Origin of the sequence: Algibacter pacificus, from assembly GCF_008033385.1 — a bacterium.
Taxonomy (GTDB): domain Bacteria; phylum Bacteroidota; class Bacteroidia; order Flavobacteriales; family Flavobacteriaceae; genus Algibacter; species Algibacter pacificus.
On the sequence record NZ_VOGY01000001.1, the window covers coordinates 575,648 to 600,814 of the forward strand.

Genomic DNA, 25,167 nt, shown 5'->3' on the forward strand with positions numbered 1-25,167 from the left:
CAGAAATTAAGCCAATGTTAAGTCAAATTTCAAAATATTATTTAATATTAATTACTGTTTTTGCCATCTTCTCTTGTAAAGAAAAACCTGAAGAACAAAATATAGAAAAAACCAAACCGAACTTACTGTTCATTTTTGCAGACCAATACCGTCAAGCCTCATTAGGGTTTTTAAAAGAAGATCCTGTGTATACACCTAATTTAGATCAATTAGCAAAAGAAGGTGTGTTTTTTTCTGAGGCTGTGGCAAATAATCCATTGTGTAGTCCGTATCGAGCCATGCTAATGACGGGGCGATATTCTTTATCAACAGGAGTTGTAGAGAATTGTAATTCTCAAAGAACGGCTTTGGGGAATTATTTAAAGAAAGATGAAATTTGTTTTTCTGATGTTTTAGTGGAAAATGGTTACAGTGCAGGTTATGTGGGTAAATGGCATTTAGATGGCCCAGAATCCACGCCACCCGATGTAAAACGGGTTTGGGATACCTGGTGCCCTCCAGATCGCAGACACGGATTTTCATTCTGGTATGCTTATGGAACGCATAACAGACATAATAATCCGTATTACTGGACCACCGATGGCGGAGAAAATGATAAGGTATACACCAAACAATGGTCGGCTGAACATGAGGCAGATGTTATTATCGATTATCTTAAAAATAATGAAAAGCAAAGAAAAGCAGACGAACCTTTTGCATTGTTTTGGTCTATAAATCCGCCACATACACCATTTAAGCAAGTGCCCGAACGCTACAGAAAACGTTATGAAGGCATGACGCACAAAGAAGTACTAAATAGACCCAATGTGCAGTTTAATGACAACTACGATTTAAAACGAGGCGATCATGGTGTAGCGAAACGATTAGACCAAGCTACAGATTATTTTGCTTCTGTAAACGGAGTTGATGATCAAATAGGACGTGTGATTACAAAACTAAAAGAAGCCGGATTATATGAAAATACTATCATTGTGTTTTCTGCAGATCATGGTGAAATGTTAGGAAGTCAAGGATTGATGCATAAAAACGTTTGGTTTAAAGAAGCTTATAAAATTCCTTTGATTGTGCATTATCCTAAAAAAGTAAAACCAAAAAAGGATGATATTCTTTTAAGTGTGCCAGATTATATGCCTACAATTTTAGGTTTGATGGGACTTGAAGACAAAATACCAGATGTGGTTGAAGGTGAAAATTATGCCGATTTATTTTTTGATAAACCCGTAAACCGCCCAGAAAAACAGTTGTATTTTGGTGGGAAAAGTTTTGCTTCAAAAGGCGATGCACGAGGTTTTAGAACTAAGGAGTACACGTATGCCGTGGTAAAACACGAGAGTGGAGAAAAATTCCACTACCTCTATAACGATGCTGAAGATCCATATCAAATGAAAAATATTTGGGGAGAAGACCCTGCTTTAGATAAAAAAATGAAAAAGGAGTTAGCTAAATTGTTAACCTCTATGAACGATTCTTGGTAAAAAAAATATTATGAAAACAAATAGACGCGATTTTATAAAAAGTATGTCAGCATTGGGTATTGTAGGTGCAGCATATCCTCTTTTATCTGCTTGTGCAAGTAAAAAAGGAAATGAATATTTAAACGAAAAGATTACAAAAATCGAAATATTTCGATACGATATTAATATACCTCGTTATTTTTCTTGGGGAACTTGGCATAATCGTCAACATTTATTTATCAAAATATCATCGGGAGATTTTTATGGTTGGACAGAAACACCAGCTTCAAAAAATAATCCAGATTATAAACCTACAGATTGGGTAGAATATTTAAAGCAGTTTAAAGGGTTAACTTTAGGTGAAGCTCAAAAATTATTAGCATCAGAACAAGTATTAGGTTCAAAACGCTCTCTAAAAATGCTAGAGTCTTTAGATATGGCGCTTTTGGATGTATCAGGCCGATTGCAAAACAAATCTGCTGTTGAATTACTAGGTTTAACAGGAACAAATCCAGTTCCGGGTTTGTATTGCATACTAGATAAAGACGAGAAAAAAGTTAGAGAAGAAGCTGAAAAAAGCATCGGACAGAATTTGGCGCATCATATGAAGTTTAAGATGTATGGAGATGAAGCCGTCGATATGAAACTTCTCAAAACAATTCGAGATGTTTTGGGTGATAAAGCTGTAGTAATTTCAGATGTAAATAAAGGCTATAAAAAATGGAAATCTTTAGACGAATTGAAAGGGATTTTAGATCGTTTTAGTGCTAATGGTTTAAATGCGATAGAAGATCCTGCACATTTAAAAACAAAGGAATGGATACAATTGCAAGACATGGTGGGTGATTTAACCTTGATTCCAGATGCGCCCATGCGTCCTGCTTGGAAAGGCATCAACACCATGCAAAAAGGTATGGGACACATTTACAATTTGCATCCTTCTACCATGGGAAGTTTAACCCATACAGCAAAATTAGCACATAAAGTAAAGGAAATAGGTGCAAAAGTAATGATAGGTGATGATAGTTTGGTTGGTCCAGCTTGTTCTGCGTGGCAACAAATAGCGATTGGCGTTGATGCCACTTGGGTAGAGGCGATTGAGAAAAAAGAAGATTCTAAATTGTATTTAGAGTGTTTGCAAAGTACAGCAACCAAAAAAGAAGCCAATGGTTATTATTCATTTGAACCAGAGCCTGGTTTTGGTGTAGAATTGGATGCCGATCGTTTAAAAAAAGTATGTGAATTATATATTGATATTTAGATAATACAAAATAGACAAAACATAAGAGTTTTGGCTTTAATTATTCTTGATTTGTTAACTAAAGAGTTATTAGAAAAAAATAAGAATTCAAAGTCAAATTTTAATTTGAAATCAATATTAAATTATTAATAGTTTATTAAAAGTGGGGATTTGCAAGTTTGTCAATGCATGATAGTACAGGATAACATTCTTTTTTTAATACACTTATTTTACATTAAAACCACTTAAAATCAGAGGGTATAGGTATTGAGAGTCTGGTTAAAATTTTAAAAAATAGAAAGATGAAAAACTATAAAGCTATTATAAAAATAAAAAAAAATATGCTTCTAGTGCTACTTTTGTCATTAGTAGCAATTAAAGGATTTTCGCAATCACTAGAACATCCAATAATATGTGTAACAGAAGCCGAAAGAACAGAATTATTAACGAAAATTAATAATAATGCTTGGGCGCAAAGTATAGTAAATCAATTAAAAAATGAAGTCGATTCTAGAGTAAATACACATCAAACCAATCCTAATGCTATTTTTTCGGGGTTGTCAGATTTAGCAGCGAATGATGCACTCTCTGAATCTGCTGCCTCAGCAAAAAATGCTGAACATGGTGCGTTGTTAAGAATTGCTCAATATTCCGGGATGCTTTATTTTATTACTAAGGAAGAGAAATATGCACAGTTTACTTCAGATATTCTGGAGCACTATTTTGATAAAATATCCATAAGGACTCCAGAAACCACTGCTATATCAGGAAATTATTTTTACGACCCTCGTTCTACTTATCCATATTTAGCAATAGCCTACGATTTTGTTTACGATTTTTTAAAAAAGTCAGGAACCAAGGTTTATGATAGATCATCAGCTACTTATGTGGATTACAATCATGCAAAGGCGCAGAAAGCAATAAAAAATATTGCAGGTAATGCGCTAGGAGAGTATAAAGGCAGTGACAATAGAATTGGTAAAACCGTAAGTAATCATCCTGTATTAACCGCTACGGGTTCTCTATTTTCAATTCTTATGATTGAAGACGATACGGAACGTGAACGTATGTTTAATGTGTTCTGGAATACAGGAACAAGGCGTCAAAACTCATTTACAAAAACCATATTACCAATGTTTGGGGAACAAGGCATTTGGCCAGAATCGACAAGTTATAGCTTTATGCCAAATATTTCTCTAATATTAAATATAGTAGATCGTATTAAACCAGAGTTGAATATTACAACAACCAATATAGATATATTTAACGGAAACTTTATATTCTCTAATTTAAGACACCCAAACAGACGTTTTGTACGTTTTGGAGATTCTAAGAGAGATAATGACGCTACAGCTGAAAATTACAGGTATGCTTTGGATATTGCTACACGAAGAAATCTTTCAGAATTAAAACAGCGTTCTGAAGTAGCATTAAATCAAAATTACAAGGCCAATGGAGGTTATAATCCAACGTTGTCTAATAGTAGTTTTGAAAATTATTCTGGACTTGAACTATTCTGGGGGCACCAATTACCAACGGATATTACTGACGGTATCGATTTTAAACCCACAGTGGTTGTGAAACATGCAGGCGTTGCTTTACAGCGTAATTACGTAGAAGCTAATAATAGTGAGTATGGTTTATGTGGTATTATAGGTGGTGCACACTATGTACATTCTCATGCTACAGGTATTAGCATGGAGTTATATGGTGCTGGATACATCATGGCGGCAAATGGCGGTATGCCAAAAACAGTACCCGAAAGAAAAATCCCTTTGCATACAGATTATTTTAGGTTATATGCAGGTAATAATACGGTAATAGTGAATGGTACTTCACATGGAAGACAATCAGGCTCTTGGGCTAGGGATGCTTACCTTTGGCAGAATACTACAGTAAATATTGCTGCTGAACCCAAACATCTTGAAGACCCAATAACTGATAATATTAGTTTCGCGACACAGCTTTTAGAAGATAGGATTAATAATTGTGATCAGCAACGTACGTTAAGTACCATTAGAACGAGCCCAACAACGGCCTATTACTTAGATGTTTTTCGTTCTAAATCTTTATCCGAAAATAACTTCCATGACTATGTTTATCATAATCTAGGTGATGAAACACAAATCAGTCATTCAGATAACGAGACATTTACTTTCACTGCAACCAATCGTTATAATACTAATATTGGTGACCCTGTAAACTCTCCAGGTTGGGAGTTTTTTGAAAACACTCAAGTGACTCCATCAACAAAAGCTAATGTTAATGTGCGTTTTGATTTAAAGCAAAACAATAGATATATGCACATGATTATGCCTGGTGGTGTGGAGCGTGAGTACACCAAGGCACTTGCACCTCCAACACGTGAGGCAAGTAATGGATATATTAATAAGAAAACCCAAGTTATAGCAGTACGCCAGCAAGGAGAAGCTTGGGATAAACCTTTTATTAACATATTTGAACCTTCAAAAAACACAACGGCTTCGGTGAAAGATGTTATTAATATTTTTGATGGTGATAAAATTGTTGGTGTTCAGGTGATTTCAGAAGTAGGAAGTGCCAAAATTATTGATTTTATAATTTCTCAAGACCATGCATTGGCTGTATATGACAATCCGCTTTCAAAAATAAAATTTGAAGGTCGTTTTGCTATGATTCGAAAAAAAGAGATTGCGGGGAAAACAGAACTTAGTTTATATATAGGTGAAGGGAAAAGCTTAAGTTTTGAAGGTGAGGAACTTATTGCGGATAGTTCTGATAAAGGATATAAAACAGTGAATTTTGACGGAATTTATCCTGAGTATGTACCAATAGGGTCAAGTCCTGTTACTGTACAAACATTAGGTGAAACCTGCGTAGATAAAGGTAATGGGAAAATTGTTATAGAGGTTTTAGGAAATGAAGGTCATAAAGCGACATTAAATGGAGTTGATTATGATTTTACCAGTAATTTAACCATTGAAAACTTAGTACCAGGGGTATATAATTTATGCGTAACAAAAAATGGTGGTAGTTTTGAGCAATGTTATGAATTAACTATTGAAGAGGCAGAATCACTTTTAGGAAAAATGGCTATTGTAAAAAATAAAGTAAATGTTGATATTGAGCAAGGTAGTGCTCCATATTCGCTTATTATAAATGACGAACTAATGCTAACTACAAATGAAACTCATTTTGAAGCTAATGTAGTTCATGGTGATAGGGTTGAGGTTAAGAGTGCGGCAGAATGTCAAGGTTTATTATCTAAAAAAATTAACATGTTGGAAGCTGTTAAAGCATATCCAAATCCAACAAAAGGAAGGTTCGATGTTTACCTTGCTACAAATAAAACACACGTTAATATAGAAGTTTATAATATTTATTCACAGCTGGTATCAACTAAAACATATGAAGTCATTGGCGGCAAAGTACATATAGATATTACAAACAAAGCACAAGGTGTTTATTTTGTTAAGGTTAAAGAGATGGAAGGCGTAATAATAAAAGTAATAAAACAATAAAGATGAGAAATATATATTTAGTATTAATTTTAGGTTTAGTAATGTCTTGCGGAGGCGGTTCAGATGATAGTATTGAGCCAGAACCAGAAAAAGAAAATGAAGCGCCTTCTATGCCAGTAGGAGTGTACCCATTAAATAATACACTTTGTATTGATAATAATGTGGTTTTTGAATGGGAGGCCGCTACCGATCCAGAAAATAATTCTTTGAGATATAAAATAGAGGTAGCAGAAAATAATTCTTTTTCGCCTTTAACGTTTAGTGAGACCTTGAATTCAACAACAAAAACAATAGTGCTTGAAAAAGGTAAAACCTTATATTGGCGTGTAAAAGCGATAGATAACAAAGCTGCTGAAAGCGCTTATTCAAGTGCGGCTCAATTCGTAGTTGAGGGGGAAGCTGTTTCAAATCATGCCCCTTTTGCTCCAGCTTTGGTGGCGCCAGAAATGAATTCAGAAATTGATGGTTTAACGTGTACTTTAAGTTGGACGTCTTCAGACCCTGACGAGGGTGATTCCTTGAATTATGATGTTTATTTTGATACAGTAAATCCACCTGTATCAAAAGTATCAGAAAATCAATCTTCTACAACTTTTGATATAGGTAGTTTATTAGCTGCAACAACATATTATTTTCGAGTAAATGTGAAAGATGATAATGGCGGTACAACGATAGGGCAGGTTTGGAGTTTTAATACTAAATAATCGCCTAGCTTTAAAAAAAATAAATAGAAATAGGCTGTACTTTTTTTTATAGTATCATTTTGTGTAATAAATATATCAAAATGTCAATTGCTGTTTAGGTAGTTATATACGTAATTTACATTGCAATTGTAGAGGGTAGGAGTTTTAAGCTTGTCTTTTTCGATTTGTTTAATGAATCATCATTCGATAAATGGTGTAAAAAAAATAAATCAAAAAATGCTATTTTCGATAAAAGAACACCTTTGTACAAATAGTTGAAAATAAATACAATAATGATAAAAGTAGGATTATTTGGTATTGGTTTAGATACCTATTGGCCGCAGTTTGAAGGCTTATTAGAACGTTTAGAAGGCTATCAACAACAGATAGCAGATAAAATGGAAGAGTTTGGAGCAGAGGTTGTCAATGTGGGGTTGGTAGATTCACCAGTTGTAGCAAGAAAAAAAGCAGAAGTTTTAAAAGAGGAAGATGTAGATATTTTGTTTTTATACATCTCAACCTATGCTTTGTCTTCAACAGTATTACCTGTAGTACAAAAAGTAAAATGTCCAGTAGTCATTTTAAATATTCAGCCAGTCGCTGCTATCGATTACGAAAGTTTTAATGCTTTAGGCGATCGAGGTAAAATGACAGGAGAATGGTTGGCTCACTGTCAAGCTTGTTCTGTTCCAGAATTTGCGAATGTATTTAATCGTGCAGGAATAGACTATGAATTTGTAACAGGTTATTTAGGAGAGCAACGCGTTTGGGATGACATTCAAGATTGGATAGATGCAACAAAAGTAGCATCCATAATGCAGAATAATAGATTAGGCGTTTTGGGGCATTATTATGCAGGTATGTTAGATGTATATTCAGATTTAACCAAACAATCTTCAGCTTTTGGCACACACATAGAAATTGTAGAAATGTGTGAAGTAAAAAAGTACAGAGATGCTGTAACACAAGTTGAGGTTGATAAAAAGTTAACCGAATTTGAAACGACTTTTGAAGTTATTGATGCCTGTGAAGAATCCGAATTAATTCGCGCAGCAAAAACATCAATAGCTTTAGATAAATTGGTAGAAAACCACGATTTGGGTTCTTTAGCCTATTATTATGAAGGCGAAAATGCCAATGAATACGAAAACATAGTCACTTCTGTAATTGCTGGAAATACGTTGCTAACAGGTAAAAACGTACCTGTAGCAGGAGAATATGAAGTTAAGAATGCACAAGCTATGAAAATTATGGATGCTTTTGGTGTTGGTGGTTCTTTTTCAGAATTTTATGCAATGGATTTTAACGATGATATTGTGATGTTAGGTCATGATGGACCTGCACATTTTGCTATTGCAGAAGGTAATGTACAATTGGTGCCATTACCAGTATATCATGGAAAACCGGGAAAAGGTTTGTCTATTCAAATGACTGTAAAACACGGTCCAGTTACCTTGTTGTCAGTAGTTGAAGGCAAAGACGATGTTTTCTTACTAGTTGCAGAAGGCGAATCTGTAGAAGGACCAGTTTTACAAATAGGAAACACCAATAGTCGTTATCGATTTTCAATAGGGGCACGTGCTTTTATGAACGAATGGTCTAAACAAGGACCATCTCATCATTGTGCTATAGGGGTTGGTCATATTGCCAATAAAATTGAGAAATTAGGGAATATTTTGAATTTAAGAGTGGTTCGTATTTGTTAATTAATTTAGAAGAGGGTTTTACAGGATAATATAAAGTCAAAAAAAGTATTAATATGGAATTCTAAAACAAAAAGCTATAATCAATTAAAAAACAATAAAAATTTAGAATGAAAATAATCAAAATATTTTATTTAATTCCTTTGATGTTATTAGTTTCTAGCTGTAAAAGCAAAAAACCAAATGTTAGTAAAAAAGCGTCAAAAAGTAACCAGCTAGCAGCAAAACCTAATATCATTTTTATCCTAGCAGATGATTTAGGCTATGGCGATGTGGGCTTTAATGGACAGGACAAAATAAAAACCCCAAACATTGATAAACTCGCTGCAAACGGAATGATTTTTACCAATCATTACTCGGGGTCTTCGGTTTGTGGGCCTTCAAGAGCAGTATTAATGACGGGTAAACATACAGGACACAGCACAGTTAGAGGCAATCCAAGATGGACAGCAAGTGGTACTCCTGTAGATATTAATGCAGAAGATGTTACTGTAGCAGAAGAATTGAAACGAGCAGGTTATACCACTGGAATCGTTGGTAAATGGGGCTTAGCAGAAAATCTTGAAGAAGGTGTGCCAAACAAACAAGGGTTTGATTATTTCTACGGATTCAATCAACACTCGACAGCACATCACTATTACCCGAAAAGTATTTTTGAAAATGAGAAGAGAGTGACCTTAAAAGGGAATGATCCAAAAACCAAAAAAGGACAACACATTCATTATTTAATGACTGAAAAAGCAACTGAATTTATCGATAAAAATCATAAAAAGCCTTTTTTTTTGTATTTGTCCTATACCATTCCGCATTTTGAATTAACAATTCTTGAAAAAGAAAAAGAACAATACAAGAATTTAGGTTGGCCAAAACGAAAAATGAAGCTAGGACATTATCGCCATGATGAAGATGGACATATTACTTATGCTGCTATGGTGTCTACAATGGATAGAGATATTGGAAATCTTATAAAACAGCTAGAAAATCTAGGTGTAGCCGATAACACTTTAATTGTTTTTACGAGTGATAATGGGCACGAATATGACGATTTAAAAAATGAGTTTTTCAACAGTAATGGAGATTTTCAAGGGCATAAACGCGATTTGTATGAAGGTGGAATTCACACCCCCTTTGTAGCCTACTGGCCTAATAAAATTAAAGCTGGGTCAAAAACCAATCATATTTCTGCTTTTTGGGATTTTTTACCAACAGCTTGTGATTTGGCAGGTATACAACCTTCTGATACAATTGATGGTATTTCTTATGCACCAACACTTTTAGGAAATGAGATTCAGCAACAAAAACACGAATATTTGTATTGGGAATTTAACGAGAGAAGAGGTCCGATTCAAGCCGTTAGACAGAACAATTGGAAAGCTGTGAAGTTCGATAATGAAGCTATTGAACTTTACGATTTAAATAAAGATATTAGTGAGCAAAATAATATAGCAGACAAACATCCAGAAAAAATCAAGGAGCTACTGTATCTCATTAACAATTCTCGTACCGAACATCCTGAGTTTCCATTGGTAAAGAAAACACTCAAGAAAAAATAAATTTGTCTTTAATTTATAAACATAAAAATCAAGTATGAAATTACGATTATTAATTGCAGCTGTTACGCTTTTATCAATCAGTTCTTGTAAGAATCAATCTAATGAAAAGGAACATGCTAAGCCCAACATTATTATCATAAATGTTGATGATATGGGCTGGAGAGATGTTGGTTTTATGGGAAGCGAATATTATGAAACACCAAACATAGATTATTTATCAAGCTTAGGTATGGTGTTCACCAATGGCTATGCAGCTTCCTCAAACTGTGCACCTAGTAGAGCGTGTTTAATGACAGGACAGTGGACGCCGAGACATGGAATTTACACGGTTAGTCCTTCAACACGAGGGAAATCTGAAGACAGAAAATTAATTCCAACAAAAAACACACATACACTTTCAAAAGACCATATTATTTTACCAGAGGTACTTCATGATAATGGATATGTTAATTGCCATGCAGGGAAGTGGCATTTAAGTGATAATCCATTAAAATATGGGTTTGATGTAAACATTGGAGGCGGACACAATGGTTTGCCCAAAAGTTATTTACCACCATATAAAAATGTTAAGATTGAAAAAGGAGATAGTAAGTATTTAACCGATTTGATTATGGAAAAAACATTACAATTTGTTGATTCTGTGCAAAATCCGTTTTTCTTATATTATTCGCCTTATGCAGTACATGTGCCGATTATGCCAGTAGATAGTATTGTCCCGAAATACAAAAAGAAAACACCATGGAATGGTCAGGGGAACCCAGAATACGCCTCTATGGTTGATAATTTAGATAGAAACATAGGTTTACTTATTGACAAATTAAAAGAAAAACATTTGTTTGATAATACATTACTTGTTTTTACGTCAGATAATGGAGGATTATATGGAATAACCAAACAAAAACCATTACGTGCTGGTAAAGGAAGCTATTATGAAGGTGGTATCAGAGAACCATTTTTCTTTGTCTTAAATAATAAAATTAAACCAAGTACCAAGAGCGATGTGCCTATAACAAACCTTGATATCTTTCCAACAATTTTAAATTATGCAGGAGTAAAAAACGCAAGTCTAGCTCTAGATGGAAATAATATATCTTCTATTTTAGAAGGAAAAGAGGAAAAACTAGAACGTTCTTTGTTTTGGCATTTTCCCATTTATTTACAAGCCTATAATGTAAATGATAATGAAAACAGGGATCCTTTGTTTAGAACGCGCCCTGGTTCTGTCATACGAAAAGGAGATTGGAAACTTCATTATTATTTTGAGGATGATGGTGTTGAATTGTATAATTTATCTGAAGATATTGGAGAAAAAAATAATCTTGTAGATACGCATTCCGAAAAGAAAGAGGAGTTGTTAAAAATATTGAAAGCATGGTGGGAAGAAACGGGGGCTCCTTTGCCTAAAACTAAAAACCCTGAATTTGTAAACTAGATTAAACCTTAATAAATTTATTTTTAAAATATTATGCAAGCAATTTTAGGAGTTTTATTTCATTCATTAGGAGGCGTAGCAGCAGGTAGTTTTTACATGCCATATAATAAAGTAAAAGGTTGGGCTTGGGAAACCTATTGGATGGTTGGTGGAGTTATGTCTTGGCTAATCGTGCCGCCGATAGCTGCTTATTTAACTGTTCCTGGTTTTGTAGACATTATTGCATCGAGTTCAAGTTCTATTTTATCTTTTACTTTTTTAATGGGGTTGCTTTGGGGAGTTGGCGGTTTATCTTATGGCTTAGGTGTTCGTTATTTAGGGATGTCTTTAGGGAATTCTGTAGTCTTAGGGTTTTGTGCCGCTTTTGGTGCCGTTGTTCCATCAATTTATTATAATTTTAATCCCGAAGATGGTAAAACGTCATTTACAGATATGATATCTACCACAGGAGGACAGGTTGTTTTACTTGGTGTTTTAGTTTGTTTGGTGGGTATTGCGCTTTCTGGTAAAGCAGGCATGATGAAAGAAAATGAGCTGTCTGATGAACAAAAAAAAGAAAGTGTAAGTGAGTTTAATTTAATAAAAGGATTGGCTGTTGCTATTTTATCTGGAATTTTAAGTTCCTTTTTCAGCTTTGGCATAGAGGCCGGGAAACCATTGGCAGATGCTGCTGTAGAAGCTGGGTATGACCATTTGTTTGCTAACAATGTCACTTTTATTGTTATTCTTTGGGGCGGTTTAGCAACTAATTTAGTTTGGACAACTATTTTAAGTATTAAAAATAAGTCGTATGTAGATTTTACTAATAAAAGTACGCCAATTCGTAAAAATGTATTGTTTTCCGCTTTAGCTGGGACCATTTGGTTTTTACAGTTCTTTTTCTACGGTATGGGCGAAAGTAAGTTAGGGAATGGAGCTAGTTCGTGGATTTTGCATATGTCTACTATTATTTTAACAGCCAATCTTTGGGGTATTTATCGTAAAGAATGGAAAGGTGTTGCCGCTAAAACTAAATGGACCATAACTTCAGGTATTGTGGTTATTGTATTATCTGTTGTTTTGGTAGGGATTGGTAATTCTTTATAAAACATTTTGTTAAACAATAAAAAGAGGCTGTCTGGAAAAGACAGCCTCTTTTTATGTGAGCTATTTTAATCGTTATTATACCAAGGATTTTAATTATCTCTAAAATCGTGTTGAATGTCAGACCACCAAATATCAGCTTCACCTGCATGGCATCTATATGCTCCAAATCGTATCTTTGCATTTTGTCCTGTTTGATACTTATCTATTCCATTAATTGTTACTTTAGTATTTGGAACATTCCAAGAAAAAGTAGAGCCACTAATGGTAACTTCAACATATTGTCTAGTAGAAGTATTCCAACCATTAACCATTTTTATTTGAACTCTTTGATCTCCAGGGACATTTTTTAGAAACACTAAGTTTCTACCGTCAGTACCCGATCCGCACGTTTTATAATTTGTTCTCTGTAACATCTAATTACTTTGTCTTTTTTGTACATAATGTTTAAAATTATGTAGCCTTATTTTAAACAGGCATTTTCAAAATTACCAAACAAAATCAAATGTATTCAAAAAAAGAAAATCGTCTAAAAATTACTTTTTAGACGACCTCTTAGCTATGATGTTATTAATTTAGTTACAAGAACCTAGGTTGTTCCAACCCGTACTTGTTCGTTGATATAATGTTCCTTGGTAAGTCACTTTGTCACCTACATAGTAATAACGATAACTGTTAAATGCAGGTATTCCTGCACAAATATCAACAGTCGTTACAGCTCCACAAACCCCTATATAATTCCAGTAACCAGGATCTGCTATTCGATATAGTTTTCCTTGGTAAGTCACTAATTCCCCTTTACTAAAGGTCCTAGAACCCCACGCAGGAACACCATTACAATCATAAGTTGTTCCAGTTGAGGTATCAGGGTACATTTCATTAATTCCAGTAATATCTCCAGAAGATAATCCAGATCTATTCGCAGTATACGTTGTACCATTTTTTCTTAAAATAGTTGGCTGGCCATTACGAGAAAAAGCGTATGAAGAGTACAGCATAATTGAATTAAAATCAAGAGAGGAAGTGTATTCTCTACCATCTTGCCCTTGTTGCCCATAGGTATAGAAATTAAATTCTCTACCTGGTTCAATGTTCCCAAAATTAACAGTAATAAAATTGTCTCTATCTGCTCTACTCTGTTCATGCCATAATCCAACGGCATGGCCAATTTCATGAATTACACTTCCTGTAGTACATCCAGAAGCAAGCGTAATATTTTGTTGGCCACCTATTCTTCCAACGTTGGAAGAACAACCCTCACCAGGTGTGAAAAACACAAAATCTGATTGGTTTGTGCGTTGTACAAATTTTAATGCCGTTTTGGATTGCCAATGATTAATGGCATCGAATACACGCTGCTGATTTGGGAGGCTGGAACTTATTACATAATAAACAGTGTTGTTAGGCCATCTTCCACCAGTACGCCCTACACTTTTTCCTTTACTAGCCAGATTTGAAGTTGGAGCAGGAAATAAGGTTGGCTCGGTTGTTAATTGATCTAGCTCAAATATCATATCACCACCAAGAACATAAGTGTTGTTTATTTTTTCTACGGTCAGTTTGGTAGAGCCATAATATAGTTCGTGTATAGTTCCATTATCTTTTGAAAACGCTAATTCTGGGTCGGTCGGATCAATCGTTTCATCTGTAATTAACTGTTCTTCTTCTGTTAAATTTTCATTGTGTTCACATGAAGTAAATAAAAGCAACATGATAGTGAAAAATGCTAATATATTTTTAAATTTCATATTAATAATAGGTTTTATATTTGTTGAAATCATTTTTATTTTTTTTAATAAAAAAAATATTATATAAGTAATTACTCTATGTAATTCTTAATTTATTTAAAATATTAAGCGCTGGTAGCTAGTAATCATAAAGTTCTAATTCTTTTACTTCTACATATCCTTCTGCTCCTCTTATTGATTGAATTCCAAAGGCATGCCCATAGGCGTTTATACCTTCTATCATTACCGTATTGCTATAGTTACCTCTTACTGATTTGGCAACTTTCCATCCATTGTTATAATATAAGATATCAAAATCTCTCATAACTCTCGCATTAAATACTACTTTAGCTCTTTTTAATGTGTAAAATCTATTATGATCTGCAATCATCCAATGTTGTGTAGTTGTATTAAAGTTGGCAGATGCCCAGTATGAATTATAGTTTCCGTCCATTACACTTGCTGCTGGGTAAGCTGCTTCATACCAGTATGAGCTAGATCTTCTGTTAAAGCTTGTTGGTGCAAAGTTTCTAGAAGGATCCCAGTTACTACCTCCGTTATTGGAAGAATTATTAGAACAGCTAGAACCTCCAACTACAGAATTCATGCTTACGCCACTAGCCCATCTAATATCTGCTTCACCACCCCAACATCTGTAAGCTCCAAATCGTATTTTTGCTTGCGTACCACGAGTAGGTTCTGGTATATTATAAGTTCTAGTTAAATTTCTTGGATTACCATTTACGTCTTTACCTCTTAAAGTAATTATTACACGGTGCACTAAATTATTACATGAACCGGCAAATTCGTTAACCATAGTAACTTGAATAGGTTCACCTCTATTGAAATCAAAATTAAGGTTATCTATATATCTCGCAGTAGAATTTCTTAGAGCTCCAGCACCGTTTTGCATATGTTCTACGTAAAATCTAAACCGTGTTTGGTTACTGCCAGTTCCAGAAACTGGTTTTACTAATAATAGAGCAAGGGCTGGGTCGCTGTTATTACTTTGACCACTAGTTCTTGTATCTTTCCCTTTAGCTTGGCAAATATAAGTTCCTGAGTTGTTTTGTGCAAGTGAGCCACCATTAGTAGCATCACCAACTCTCCAAACTCTTACAGTACCATTAAAAGTAACTTTAGTACCAGGTGCATTAGAATTAGCAGCTACACTGGCTCGTTCTATTCTTGGTTGCTTATTGTCAAATGCATTTGTTCCAGCTCTTAATCTGTATCTTCCATATGTAACATTTGCTACATTTGTTTGCGAATAGTTATAAGCACAAGTTCTGTCATCCAAAATAGGTCTCACACCATTAACATCTGTTACACCAGCGCCTAGAACTTCATCAGCAGTGTACTCTTTATAACCTTCAGGATTGTCACAAGGTTGTGTTGTTTGTTTTCCTTGAACCCTAGCTTGTAAGTCATTGTCTTTTTCGGGGATTTCCTCAGGACTAGGTAATTCTGATAAGTCAAAAGTGTTTTGTTCTTTTGAATTTTCAATACCGTCAACATCTTCGGAACATGAGAAGGTAAAGCTTAGTGTAAGCAATAAAATTAATCTGGTTAAATTAATTGTAGTTAATTTTTTCTTCATTTTTTAATAAATTTTAAGTTAATTTTTGTTAAAACTATATCGTTTTTTCCTACAAGGTGTCCTGCCGTATCCTGCACTTTAAGTTAATATAGAATTTATTTAGGTTAATATAGTATATATTGTGTTTAGGATATGTAATACTGAAACAAGAAATAGAAATATTATAGGTGTTCTTGGTCTTTATAAAAGTAAACCTAAAATCATATAATTTTATTATTACATGATAGTACAGGATAATGCTTTTAAGAGGTTCTAATATCTTTCATATTTAAAAGAGAAATAAAATTAATATTAATTAATCGTATGGTAATGATAAAAAGACAGGTATTGTTTTCACTAGTAGTTTTGGCCATTTTTTGTGTGTCATGTAAGGAGGTTTCCATCTCGAAAATATCTATGGATTTTGAGAAATTAACAGTTAACTCCAAAGAAAATCCGTTAACCATAGAAAACGAACAACCGCTTTTTTCGTGGATTTTGAATGTTGAAGGATTAAACAAATCGCAATCTGCGTATCAGGTTTTGGTAGCGTCTTCCGAAGATAGGTTAAATGAAGAAAATGCCGATTTATGGAGTTCTAGCAAGGTTAATAGCAATGCATCTACATTTGTAAAATACCAAGGCGAAGCACTAGAAGCTATGCAAACCTATTTTTGGAAAGTTAAAATTTGGGACGAAAATGGAAACCCTACAAATTGGTCTAAAGTCCAAAAGTTTCAAATGGGCTTGATGAGCAATAAAAACTGGGGAGATTCAAAATGGATTACCCTAAATAAAGATACTAGAACTTCGCCTCACCAATTTAGAGATTATAAAACCGGTAAGATGGAGAGCCCGCAAAAAGTTAATGGCTTTGCTGCTAGTTATTTTAGAAACGAACTAGAAATTGATAAAAAAATAAAAAAGGCCCAAGTTTATATTTGTGGTTTAGGGTATTATGAGTTGTATTTAAATGGAGATAAAGTAGGCGATCATGTTTTAGATCCTGCACCATCCAATTATAATAAGCAAGCCTATTATGTAAATTACGACGTTACGCAAGCATTGCAATCTGGTAAAAATGCAATGGGGATTATTTTAGGGAATGGTTTTTACGGCCAAAATATCTCTTGGAAACGCGATCCAGAATCTGAAAAAGATTTAGCTTATGGGCCACCAACAGTAAAGCTTTTATTAAAGTTAACCTTTGCCGATGGATCTAAAAAAGACTTTTATACCGATGAAAATTGGAAAGAATCTACGGGGCCAATAGTATTCAATAATATCTATGGAGGTGATACGTATGATGCACGTTATGATATTGGAAAATGGAATACAGTTGGATATAATGATGAATCTTGGGGGAATGCTAAAGTAACTTTACCAGAAGTTAAAAAGATTAGCGCACAACAAATTCCGCCAATTAAGAAATTAAAGGAATTTGAACCACAAAACGTATTTAAAGGAGTAGATGGAGAATGGATTGTAGATTTTGGACAAAATATAGCGGGCTGGGTAAAACTTAACGTTAAGGAAAAAGAAGGGCAGTTAATTGAGATTATAACTACCGAAGCCTTATTAACTAATGGCAAAGATATTTTTCAAGGCTCCACAGGAGGAGGTGCAAACGGGATGGCTCAAATTTATAAATACATTTGTAAAGGAAGTAATCAAGAATCTTGGGAACCAAAATTTAGTTACCATGGATTTCGCTACGCCAAAATAAAAGGGGTTTCTACGAAGCCAGATGCAGATATGATTAAAGCAGTTTTGGTAGCTACCGATATTCAAGAAACAGGAAGTTTTAAATCTTCTGATGAGTTGCTAAACAAAATGCACAGTATTAGTAAATGGACGATTGTTGATAATGTACACGGCATTCCAGAAGATTGTCCGCATCGTGAAAAATGTGGTTGGTTAGGAGATGCTCATGCCTTTTGCGAATATGCACTTTATAATTATGATATGTATGATTTTTATAAAAAATACATGGAAGATATTGTAACACAAATGCGCCCAACAAAAGGACATAACAATCCGGAGTTGAAATATCAAGTGCCAACCATGATTGCTCCAGGAAAACGAACATCTACCTATGCCAAAATAGATTGGGGGGTGGCAACAATGTATTTGCCATGGTATAATTATTTATACTATGGCGATGACGCTATAGTTAAAGAATATTATCAACCCATGAAGGGCTTAACTAATTTTTACTTGAACTTTAAAGGCGATAACGGAATCATGCAAGATGGTATGGGCGATTGGTGCCCACCACGTTGGGATAGAAAGAAAAACCCAAGCGCCATGGAATGTGATCCAATAATTTCTGCAAACGCCTACTTTTATGATGTTTTAGGAGTTATGAAGCGCTTTGCAAAAATGAATGATGATATATCTTTTGAGACGAAAATGAAAAAGGAGCAAGACGAATTAAAAACAGCCTTCAATAAAGAATATTTAATTGAAATTCCAGATACTAAATATAAATGGTATGGCAGTCAAACAGCAACAGTACAAGCGCTGCAGTTTGGTATGGTTCCAGAGACTGAAATAGAAGCAGTTGTTAATGGTTTAGCTCATGATATTGTTGCCGTAAAAGGTGGTCACCATTCCACAGGGATTCATGGCAACCGCTATATCTATACAGTATTAGCCAAGTATGGTAAAGCAGATTTAGCTCATCAAATATTAACAACACCAGACTTTCCAAGTCAGGCTTATGTAATGAGTAAAGGGTTTACCACATGGCCAGAACGCCAGTTCGAATGGGAGAAAATGGAAGGGCCTACAAATTCATTAAACCATCCAATGCATAGCGGTTTTGCAGCCTATTTTTATGAATCTTTAGGAGGTGTAAAATCGTCCGAATCAGATCCTGGGTACAAAATGTTTACCGTTAATCCAGAATTTTCAAGTAAAATAACCAGTACTTCGGTATCAGTGCCTACCCCATATGGTGATATAAAAAATGATTGGACCATAAATAAAGGTGTATTATCCATGTCGTTAAAAGTGCCGTTTAATACTAAAGCCAAACTTATGTTAACGTCTTCAGAACTAGAATCTTTAAAAGTTAATGGAAAACCTTTTGAGGTGTTTCAAAAGGAAAATAAATTAGAAAAAATAGATGGAACTCACGTTATGTTAGGTTCTGGAGCTTATAAAGTAGAATATATTAAATCTTAATAAAATCAACATGAAAGTATTTTATATTAATCTTGTTAAGCTACTTTTTTTACTTGGAGCTATAATCACATCAAGTTGCAATTCAAAAGTAAAACAAAAGGAAACTAATACATTAGAGCCTAAAAACTTAACTCAAGCCCAAACAGGAAGTTTTGGAGATCAAGGCGATGGTACATATGTTAATCCTATATTAAACGCCGATTATCCAGATTCTGATATCGAGCAAGTAGGCGATACCTATTACATGATAACCTCAAAACAACACATGTCTCCAGGCATGCCCATTTTAGAATCTAAAGATATGGTAAACTGGACTAACGTAGGACACGTTTTCGATAGCTTATCATGGGCACCAGAGTACAATTGGGATCGAATGAATGGCTATTCTTTTGGAACTTGGGCAGGAGATTTAGCCTACCATGATGGCACATGGTATTGCTATCAAATAGATTATCAACATGGTTTAATGGTAACTACAGCCAAAGATATAAAAGGCCCGTGGAGCAAACCTATAATGATGTTGCCTAAAGCAAAAGTACTAGACGACCCAGCGGTTTTTTGGGATGAAGAAGCGCACAAAGCTTACGTTATTATTAACACGGCAGGAAAACAAAAAAGTCCAGATAATAAAATAGAAGGCAACGAAAACAGAATTTACGAAATGAGTTGGGATGGTACAAAAATCCTAGACGAAGGTAAATTAGTCTATACAGGGATGGGAGCCGAAGCCGCAAAAATATATAAAATAGAAGGGACTTGGTATATCTTTTTAGCACAATGGACTATGGGAGATAAGTCTACCAAACCTGGTGTTAAAAACCCGAAGAACGATAGAAAACAAATCGTTCTACGTTCAAAAGAAAGTATCTACGGACCATATGAAGTTAAAACCGTTTTAGAAAAAGGGACGGCGTTTAACAATAGAAGTGCTAGTCAAGGCGCATTAATGCAAGCCCCCGATAAATCGTGGTGGTATATGCACCAACTTATTCAAAACGATGATATTCCTTTTCAGGGCAGACCACAATGTTTAGAACCCGTAAACTGGGTGGATGGTTGGCCAATTATCGGAATAGATGAAGATAATGATGGTATAGGAGAGCCTGTAAAGCAATATAAAAAACCAATAAACGGTTACCCAATTTCAGCACCAAGTTCAGATGATGATTTTTCTTCACCTAAATTAGGATTTCAATGGGAATGGAATCACAACCCAAGAAACACCCATTGGTCACTTACCGAGAGACCAGGCTGGTTACGCCTAAAAGCAAGTAAGGTATTACCAAATGGAAAAGGCTATGGTCCAAATATTAACGAATGGACCAACAACGATGGCTCAGACTCCGATTTCTGGAGAGCCAGCAACACCTTAAGTCAACGTATTATGGGCATTACCACAGGAACTGCAGTCGCTAAATTCGATATATCCGGAATGAAACCAAATCAATTAGCAGGTTTTGTTCGCTATGGCGGTGTCTTTAATTTATTAGGCGTAGAGGTAGATGAAACAGGTAAAAAACATCTGTTTTACATGAATCCAATGGCAAAAAAAACTATGGGGCCAGAACTTACAGGCAAGGATTTATATGTGCGAACATCAAACAAAATTAACCAAGCCACTTACGAGTACAGTTTAGATGGCGAAAATTTTAAACGTTTTGGGCCTACATTTACCATTGCTTTTGGAAAATGGACAGGAGATCGCCTAGGTTTCTTTTCATGGAACGAAAAAGAAGATGCAGGCTATATAGATATCGATTGGTTTACCTATAATTACGATGGGCCAAAAGCAGCCAAGCCATTATAGGTTTTTTGTGTTATATATTTGGGCGTTACCCACAAGGGGTCGGGCTTTCACTAGTCGCTCCTCCTAAGGTCGGGAGCTCCAACAGGCCGTTCAATCCCTAACGCGGGACTACCAACAGGCTAATGTACTAAACTTATTAAGAGTAATTTTATCAACTAAAAACATATCAATGCATACTTTAAAATTAATACTTTATTGTTTCATTATGCTATCAGTTTTAGCATGTCAAAACAAAGACAAAAAACAGAGAGCAAAAGCTAAACCTAATATCTTGTTCATTTTAGTAGACGATTTAGGTTACCACGATTTAGGCGTTACAGGAAGTACATTTTACCAAACCCCAAACGTCGATAAATTAGCAAACCAAGCCATGATGTTTACCCAAGGCTATGCAGCAAGTCGTGTTTGTAGTCCGTCACGCGCTAGTATCATGACGGGGAAATTCACTGCACGCCACGGTATTACAGATTGGATAGGTGCAAAAACAGGAATTGCGTGGCGCGCCAGAAACCGATACGATAAATTATTGCCAGCCAATTATATACATGCCTTACCAAATGAAGAAGTCACTATAGCCGAAGCGTTTAAAACTAATGGTTACAAAACTTTTTTTGCGGGAAAATGGCATTTAGGAGGCAAAGGGTCGTACCCCGAAGATCATGGTTTCGATATTAATATCGCAGGTATAGATGCGGGGTCACCTAGAGGTGGGTTCTTTTCGCCATGGAATAATCCTAAACTAGAAAATAAACAAAAAGGCGAAAACCTTACCATACGTTTAGCTCAAGAAACAGCAGATTTTATTAAACAGAATAAAGATTCCACATTCTTTGCCTTCTTATCATTTTACGCTGTGCATGCGCCTATTCAAACTACAGAAGCCAAGTGGGCAAAATACCGAAATAAAGCAGACCGTATGGGAATTGCAGAATCTGGTTATAAAATGGAACGTGTGCTGCCCATTCGTCAAGTGCAAGATAATCCCATTTATGGTGGTTTGGTTGAAACTATGGATAATGCCGTTGGTGTGGTTCTAAAAGCACTAAAAGACAATGGGGTCGATGAAAATACAATTGTAGTATTTACTTCTGATAATGGAGGCGTAGCCTCGGGAGATCATTATGCTACCAGTAATTTGCCGTTAAGAGGCGGTAAAGGCTACCAATGGGAAGGTGGTATTCGCGAGCCTTATTTTATAAAAGTACCATGGTTAAAACATGTGGGAGTAAAAACCGAATTTCCGGTAATTAATACCGATTTTTACCCCACATTATTAGATTTAGCCAATGTGCCGTTAAACCCAGAACAACATAAAGATGGTATAAGTTTAAAGCCGCTTTTAGAAGGAGAACATCTAAAAATAAACAGACCACTTTTTTGGCATTATCCGCATTATGGAAACCAAGGCGGTGAACCCGCTTCAATTATTCAAAAAGAGGGATGGAAACTCATCCATTATTGGGAAGATGGTCGCGAGGAATTGTTTAAGTTACCTTCAACTGAAGCAGATGATTTAAACGTAATTTCTAAACATACCAAACTCGCAAAAAATCTTTCAAATCAACTTCGGTCTTGGCTTAAAGAGGTAGGAGCAAAGTATCCCATAAAAGACCCTCAGTTTAATTCAGAAAAAGCCAATGAAAGATATTTAAATACGGTAAATAAAAAATGGCCAGCACTAGAAAAACAACGTTTAGAAGTGTTGTCTAAAGATTTTCAACCCAATGAAAATTGGTGGAAAAGTAAAGTTACCAAGGATTAATAAAGTGTAAAACAATATAGTTATGAAGAGGCAGGCTTTAATCGTATTATTACTTATTTTTTGTGTTTCGTGTAGGAATAGTAAAAGTCAAATAGCCGTTCAGAAAGATCTAGGCTTTCGGTCTATATTTAACGGTAAAAATTTAGAAGGATGGCGCGGAGATCCCAAGTATTGGCGTGTTGAAAATGGCATCTTAATTGGTGAGATAACACCAAAAAATATTTTAAAGCAAAACTCTTTTATTATTTATGAAAAAGAACAGCCTGAGAATTTTGAATTAAAATTAGAATATAAAGTTTCGGAATCTGGGAATAGTGGTATAAACTATAGAAGTGAAATTATTAAAAATAGACCGTTTGCATTAAAAGGATATCAATGCGATATAGATGGTAAAAATAAGTACACAGGGCAGAATTACGAAGAAAAAAAGCGAACTACTTTGGCATATATGGGGGAAACTGTAACTATTCCGGAGATGCCAATTGGAATGCTTAGCGATAATTTACGAAAAAATGTAAAGCAAAATTGCTGGCAAACTCGAACAATTAAGGATGCTAAAATGAAACAGGAATTAAGACAACTGGTAAAACCAGAAGCGTGGAACCAAGTACATCTTATAGTAAAAGATAATACCATGGAACATTATATAAACGGGGTGTTATTTAGTAAAGTGATAGATTTGGATAAGATTAATAGTTCCAATAAAGGGTTTATTGGCGTTCAGGTTCATGTTGGTCCTCCTATGAAGGTAGAATATAAAAATGTAAGGTTGAAACGCTTGTAAATAGAGAATAACTCTATGGTGTATTTATGGGATAAAGCCAAGTAAAAATATATGAATAATAAAAAGGGTGAATGTTTTATTTCACCCTTTTTTCAATTAAAACTATAAAAAAAGCTAAATAAATTCTTAATATTTAATTTAACACTAGTACCCCGTATTTTGAGGTTGTAAATTAGTACTAACCTCTAATTCACGAATTGGAATTGGGTAAAGTAATTCTTCGGCTGTAATTATATAAGATTCAGGTTCTAGGCTTACAATTTCAGATGAAGGCATGGTTGGGTTAGCAAGCTCTTCTTTTCCATGGGCAGTCATAACTTCTACAGCCTTACCAGTACGTACCAAGTCAAACCATCGGTGGTTTTCAAATGCAAGCTCAACTCTACGTTCTTTGGCTATAGCTTTTCTAAAGGCTTCTTGGTTGGGTAAATCAGTAGGGGTTAGCGCAGGTAAACCAGCACGTGTTCTAACCTTATTTAGTAATTTAAAAGGGATGTCGGTTTGGTAAGCTTGTTCGTTTATTGTTTCCGCTTGCATAAGTAAAACATCTGCATACCTGTAAATTGGCCAGTTATCTGGTGTTCTTGCAAATTCTGGATCAGAGTCGTTATCATATTTTTTTATATACCAAACAGGACTAGGGGTTCTATCAAAAAAAGCAATGGATATATTTTTTCTTAAATCATTGGCTTCATAAGCGTTTACTATACTGTTTGTTGGGATATTTCTTCCACCGCCACCATCTGGACCTACAACAATAACACCTCGGGAGTTTAGTGGAGCAAATGAGTAAATAAATCTGCTTGACTCACCTTCAGGGCCTTCCTTAAATTGTGCTTCGAAAATGGATTCAGCATGGTTTTTATTAGAGGGATCAAAAACCGCAGCGTAATCATTAAGTAAACGATATTGTTTAGACTCTATAATATGATTTAATTGAGATTGGGCATTGGGATAATCATGTTTAGTTAAATAGACCTTGGCAAGTAACATTCTAGCTGCCCACTGGTTAACTTTTCCTATATTCGTTCCGGAGTAGGATGTAGGTAAGTTGGATATCGCGAAGTTAGTATCGGAAATAATTGCTTCGTAAACGGTATCAACAGAAGTTCTACTTATGGCAAATGCTTGTTCAGGTGACGTTATCGGTTTTAAAACTAAAGGTGTATCTCCCCAATAACGTACGGCAATAAAATGAAAATAGGCTCTAAAGAATTTAAGTTCTCCTTCTGTACGGTTTATGAAATCTTCATTAAGATCCGCATCCTTTAAAAATGATAACGTAAAATTTATGTCCTTAATGGCATCGTATATCGTGCTCCACGCTGCATTTACTGGGCTTGCCCCGGAATCCATTGTAAATCGATCTATAAAGTTTAGTTGGGGACCACCGCCTAGTTGACCTCCATCAAGAAGTTGATCTGGCATCGTGTTGTCTGACCGTGTTTCCTCTAAGATATAGGCGCTTCCTACATATTTTTGAAGGGCAGAATATACTGCTGTAATAGCTTGTTCAAAATCATCTTCGGTTTGATAAAAATTACCGTCTGTTTGGAAGTGTTTAGGAGGAATATTTAAAAATTCTTCATCACAACTAATAATTATAAGTGCTATAAAAAGAAATAGTATATGTTTTAATTTTGATATTAAATTAGAGTTTATCATTGTGTT

Annotated in this window: 16 protein-coding genes; 12 read left to right on the forward strand and 4 right to left on the reverse strand. The window is 35.0% G+C overall.

The window, feature by feature from the left end; all coding sequences use genetic code 11:
- The first annotated feature begins 14 nt into the window (after positions 1–14).
- From FQU21_RS02715 to rhaT, 8 genes are all read left to right on the forward strand, one after another.
- Positions 15–1,475, forward strand: coding sequence for a sulfatase family protein (locus FQU21_RS02715; RefSeq protein ID WP_147676487.1), 1,461 nt, complete (start codon positions 15–17; stop codon positions 1,473–1,475).
- Between the two features lie 10 nt (positions 1,476–1,485).
- Positions 1,486–2,715 (forward strand): mandelate racemase/muconate lactonizing enzyme family protein, encoded by a 1,230-nt coding sequence (locus FQU21_RS02720; RefSeq protein WP_147676488.1) that lies wholly within the window; start codon positions 1,486–1,488, stop codon positions 2,713–2,715.
- A gap of 281 nt (positions 2,716–2,996) precedes the next feature.
- A complete protein-coding gene (locus tag FQU21_RS02725) occupies positions 2,997–6,194 on the forward strand; it encodes an endo-acting ulvan lysase-like protein (protein WP_147676489.1) in 3,198 nt (1,065 codons plus the stop codon).
- Positions 6,195–6,196: 2 nt separating this feature from the next.
- A complete protein-coding gene (locus FQU21_RS02730; protein WP_147676490.1) occupies positions 6,197–6,898 on the forward strand; it encodes a fibronectin type III domain-containing protein in 702 nt (233 codons plus the stop codon).
- 272 nt (positions 6,899–7,170) lie between these two features.
- Positions 7,171–8,583: an L-fucose/L-arabinose isomerase family protein gene (locus tag FQU21_RS02735; RefSeq protein WP_147676491.1), complete on the forward strand. Its 1,413-nt coding sequence runs from the start codon at positions 7,171–7,173 to the stop codon at positions 8,581–8,583.
- Positions 8,584–8,690: 107 nt separating this feature from the next.
- On the forward strand, positions 8,691–10,133 hold the full coding sequence (locus tag FQU21_RS02740) for an arylsulfatase (RefSeq protein ID WP_222707980.1): 1,443 nt from the start codon (positions 8,691–8,693) through the stop codon (positions 10,131–10,133).
- Positions 10,134–10,167: 34 nt separating this feature from the next.
- Positions 10,168–11,565 (forward strand): sulfatase, encoded by a 1,398-nt coding sequence (locus tag FQU21_RS02745; RefSeq protein ID WP_147676492.1) that lies wholly within the window; start codon positions 10,168–10,170, stop codon positions 11,563–11,565.
- A 33-nt stretch (positions 11,566–11,598) separates the two neighbouring features.
- Positions 11,599–12,651 (forward strand): L-rhamnose/proton symporter RhaT, encoded by a 1,053-nt coding sequence (gene rhaT, locus FQU21_RS02750; protein ID WP_147676493.1) that lies wholly within the window; start codon positions 11,599–11,601, stop codon positions 12,649–12,651.
- Positions 12,652–12,740: 89 nt separating this feature from the next.
- Here rhaT and FQU21_RS02755 read toward each other — a convergent pair whose 3' ends face one another.
- The 3 genes from FQU21_RS02755 to FQU21_RS02765 all read right to left on the reverse strand — a co-directional run bounded on the left by FQU21_RS02755 (position 12,741) and on the right by FQU21_RS02765 (position 15,975).
- Positions 12,741–13,064, reverse strand: coding sequence for a hypothetical protein (locus FQU21_RS02755; protein ID WP_147676494.1), 324 nt, complete (start codon positions 13,062–13,064; stop codon positions 12,741–12,743).
- A 159-nt stretch (positions 13,065–13,223) separates the two neighbouring features.
- Positions 13,224–14,429: a M12 family metallopeptidase gene (locus FQU21_RS02760; RefSeq protein ID WP_147676495.1), complete on the reverse strand. Its 1,206-nt coding sequence runs from the start codon at positions 14,427–14,429 to the stop codon at positions 13,224–13,226.
- 85 nt (positions 14,430–14,514) lie between these two features.
- The gene (locus FQU21_RS02765; RefSeq protein ID WP_147676496.1) at positions 14,515–15,975 is read right to left on the reverse strand and encodes a hypothetical protein; all 1,461 of its coding nucleotides are present in this window, start codon (positions 15,973–15,975) and stop codon (positions 14,515–14,517) included.
- Positions 15,976–16,284: 309 nt separating this feature from the next.
- Here FQU21_RS02765 and FQU21_RS02770 point away from each other — a divergent pair, with 309 nt between their 5' ends.
- The 4 genes from FQU21_RS02770 to FQU21_RS02785 all read left to right on the forward strand — a co-directional run bounded on the left by FQU21_RS02770 (position 16,285) and on the right by FQU21_RS02785 (position 23,496).
- Positions 16,285–19,143, forward strand: a complete 2,859-nt coding sequence (locus FQU21_RS02770) for an alpha-L-rhamnosidase (protein ID WP_147676497.1) — start codon at positions 16,285–16,287, stop codon at positions 19,141–19,143.
- Between the two features lie 10 nt (positions 19,144–19,153).
- Entirely contained in the window at positions 19,154–20,950 is a 1,797-nt protein-coding gene (locus FQU21_RS02775) for a glycoside hydrolase family 43 protein (RefSeq protein ID WP_147676498.1), read from the forward strand.
- A 271-nt stretch (positions 20,951–21,221) separates the two neighbouring features.
- The gene (locus FQU21_RS02780) at positions 21,222–22,712 is read left to right on the forward strand and encodes a sulfatase (protein WP_246124732.1); all 1,491 of its coding nucleotides are present in this window, start codon (positions 21,222–21,224) and stop codon (positions 22,710–22,712) included.
- 22 nt (positions 22,713–22,734) lie between these two features.
- Positions 22,735–23,496: a 3-keto-disaccharide hydrolase gene (locus FQU21_RS02785; protein ID WP_147676500.1), complete on the forward strand. Its 762-nt coding sequence runs from the start codon at positions 22,735–22,737 to the stop codon at positions 23,494–23,496.
- 144 nt (positions 23,497–23,640) lie between these two features.
- Here the strand turns inward: FQU21_RS02785 and FQU21_RS02790 are convergent, their stop codons facing one another.
- Entirely contained in the window at positions 23,641–25,161 is a 1,521-nt protein-coding gene (locus tag FQU21_RS02790; RefSeq protein ID WP_147676501.1) for a RagB/SusD family nutrient uptake outer membrane protein, read from the reverse strand.
- Positions 25,162–25,167 lie beyond the last annotated feature (6 nt).

Bases quoted from the DNA above. Each gene is read 5' to 3' on its own strand.
- FQU21_RS02730 (WP_147676490.1), top strand. From the start codon at position 6,197: ATGAGAAATATATATTTAGTATTAATTTTAGGTTTAGTAATGTCTTGC.
- FQU21_RS02715 (WP_147676487.1), top strand. From the start codon at position 15: ATGTTAAGTCAAATTTCAAAATATTATTTAATATTAATTACTGTTTTT.
- FQU21_RS02765 (WP_147676496.1), bottom strand. From the start codon at position 15,975: ATGAAGAAAAAATTAACTACAATTAATTTAACCAGATTAATTTTATTG.
- FQU21_RS02775 (WP_147676498.1), top strand. From the start codon at position 19,154: ATGAAAGTATTTTATATTAATCTTGTTAAGCTACTTTTTTTACTTGGA.
- FQU21_RS02745 (WP_147676492.1), top strand. From the start codon at position 10,168: ATGAAATTACGATTATTAATTGCAGCTGTTACGCTTTTATCAATCAGT.
- FQU21_RS02735 (WP_147676491.1), top strand. From the start codon at position 7,171: ATGATAAAAGTAGGATTATTTGGTATTGGTTTAGATACCTATTGGCCG.
- FQU21_RS02725 (WP_147676489.1), top strand. From the start codon at position 2,997: ATGAAAAACTATAAAGCTATTATAAAAATAAAAAAAAATATGCTTCTA.
- FQU21_RS02790 (WP_147676501.1), bottom strand. From the start codon at position 25,161: ATGATAAACTCTAATTTAATATCAAAATTAAAACATATACTATTTCTT.
- FQU21_RS02720 (WP_147676488.1), top strand. From the start codon at position 1,486: ATGAAAACAAATAGACGCGATTTTATAAAAAGTATGTCAGCATTGGGT.
- FQU21_RS02785 (WP_147676500.1), top strand. From the start codon at position 22,735: ATGAAGAGGCAGGCTTTAATCGTATTATTACTTATTTTTTGTGTTTCG.
- FQU21_RS02770 (WP_147676497.1), top strand. From the start codon at position 16,285: ATGATAAAAAGACAGGTATTGTTTTCACTAGTAGTTTTGGCCATTTTT.
- rhaT (WP_147676493.1), top strand. From the start codon at position 11,599: ATGCAAGCAATTTTAGGAGTTTTATTTCATTCATTAGGAGGCGTAGCA.
- FQU21_RS02760 (WP_147676495.1), bottom strand. From the start codon at position 14,429: ATGATTTCAACAAATATAAAACCTATTATTAATATGAAATTTAAAAAT.
- FQU21_RS02740 (WP_222707980.1), top strand. From the start codon at position 8,691: ATGAAAATAATCAAAATATTTTATTTAATTCCTTTGATGTTATTAGTT.
- FQU21_RS02755 (WP_147676494.1), bottom strand. From the start codon at position 13,064: ATGTTACAGAGAACAAATTATAAAACGTGCGGATCGGGTACTGACGGT.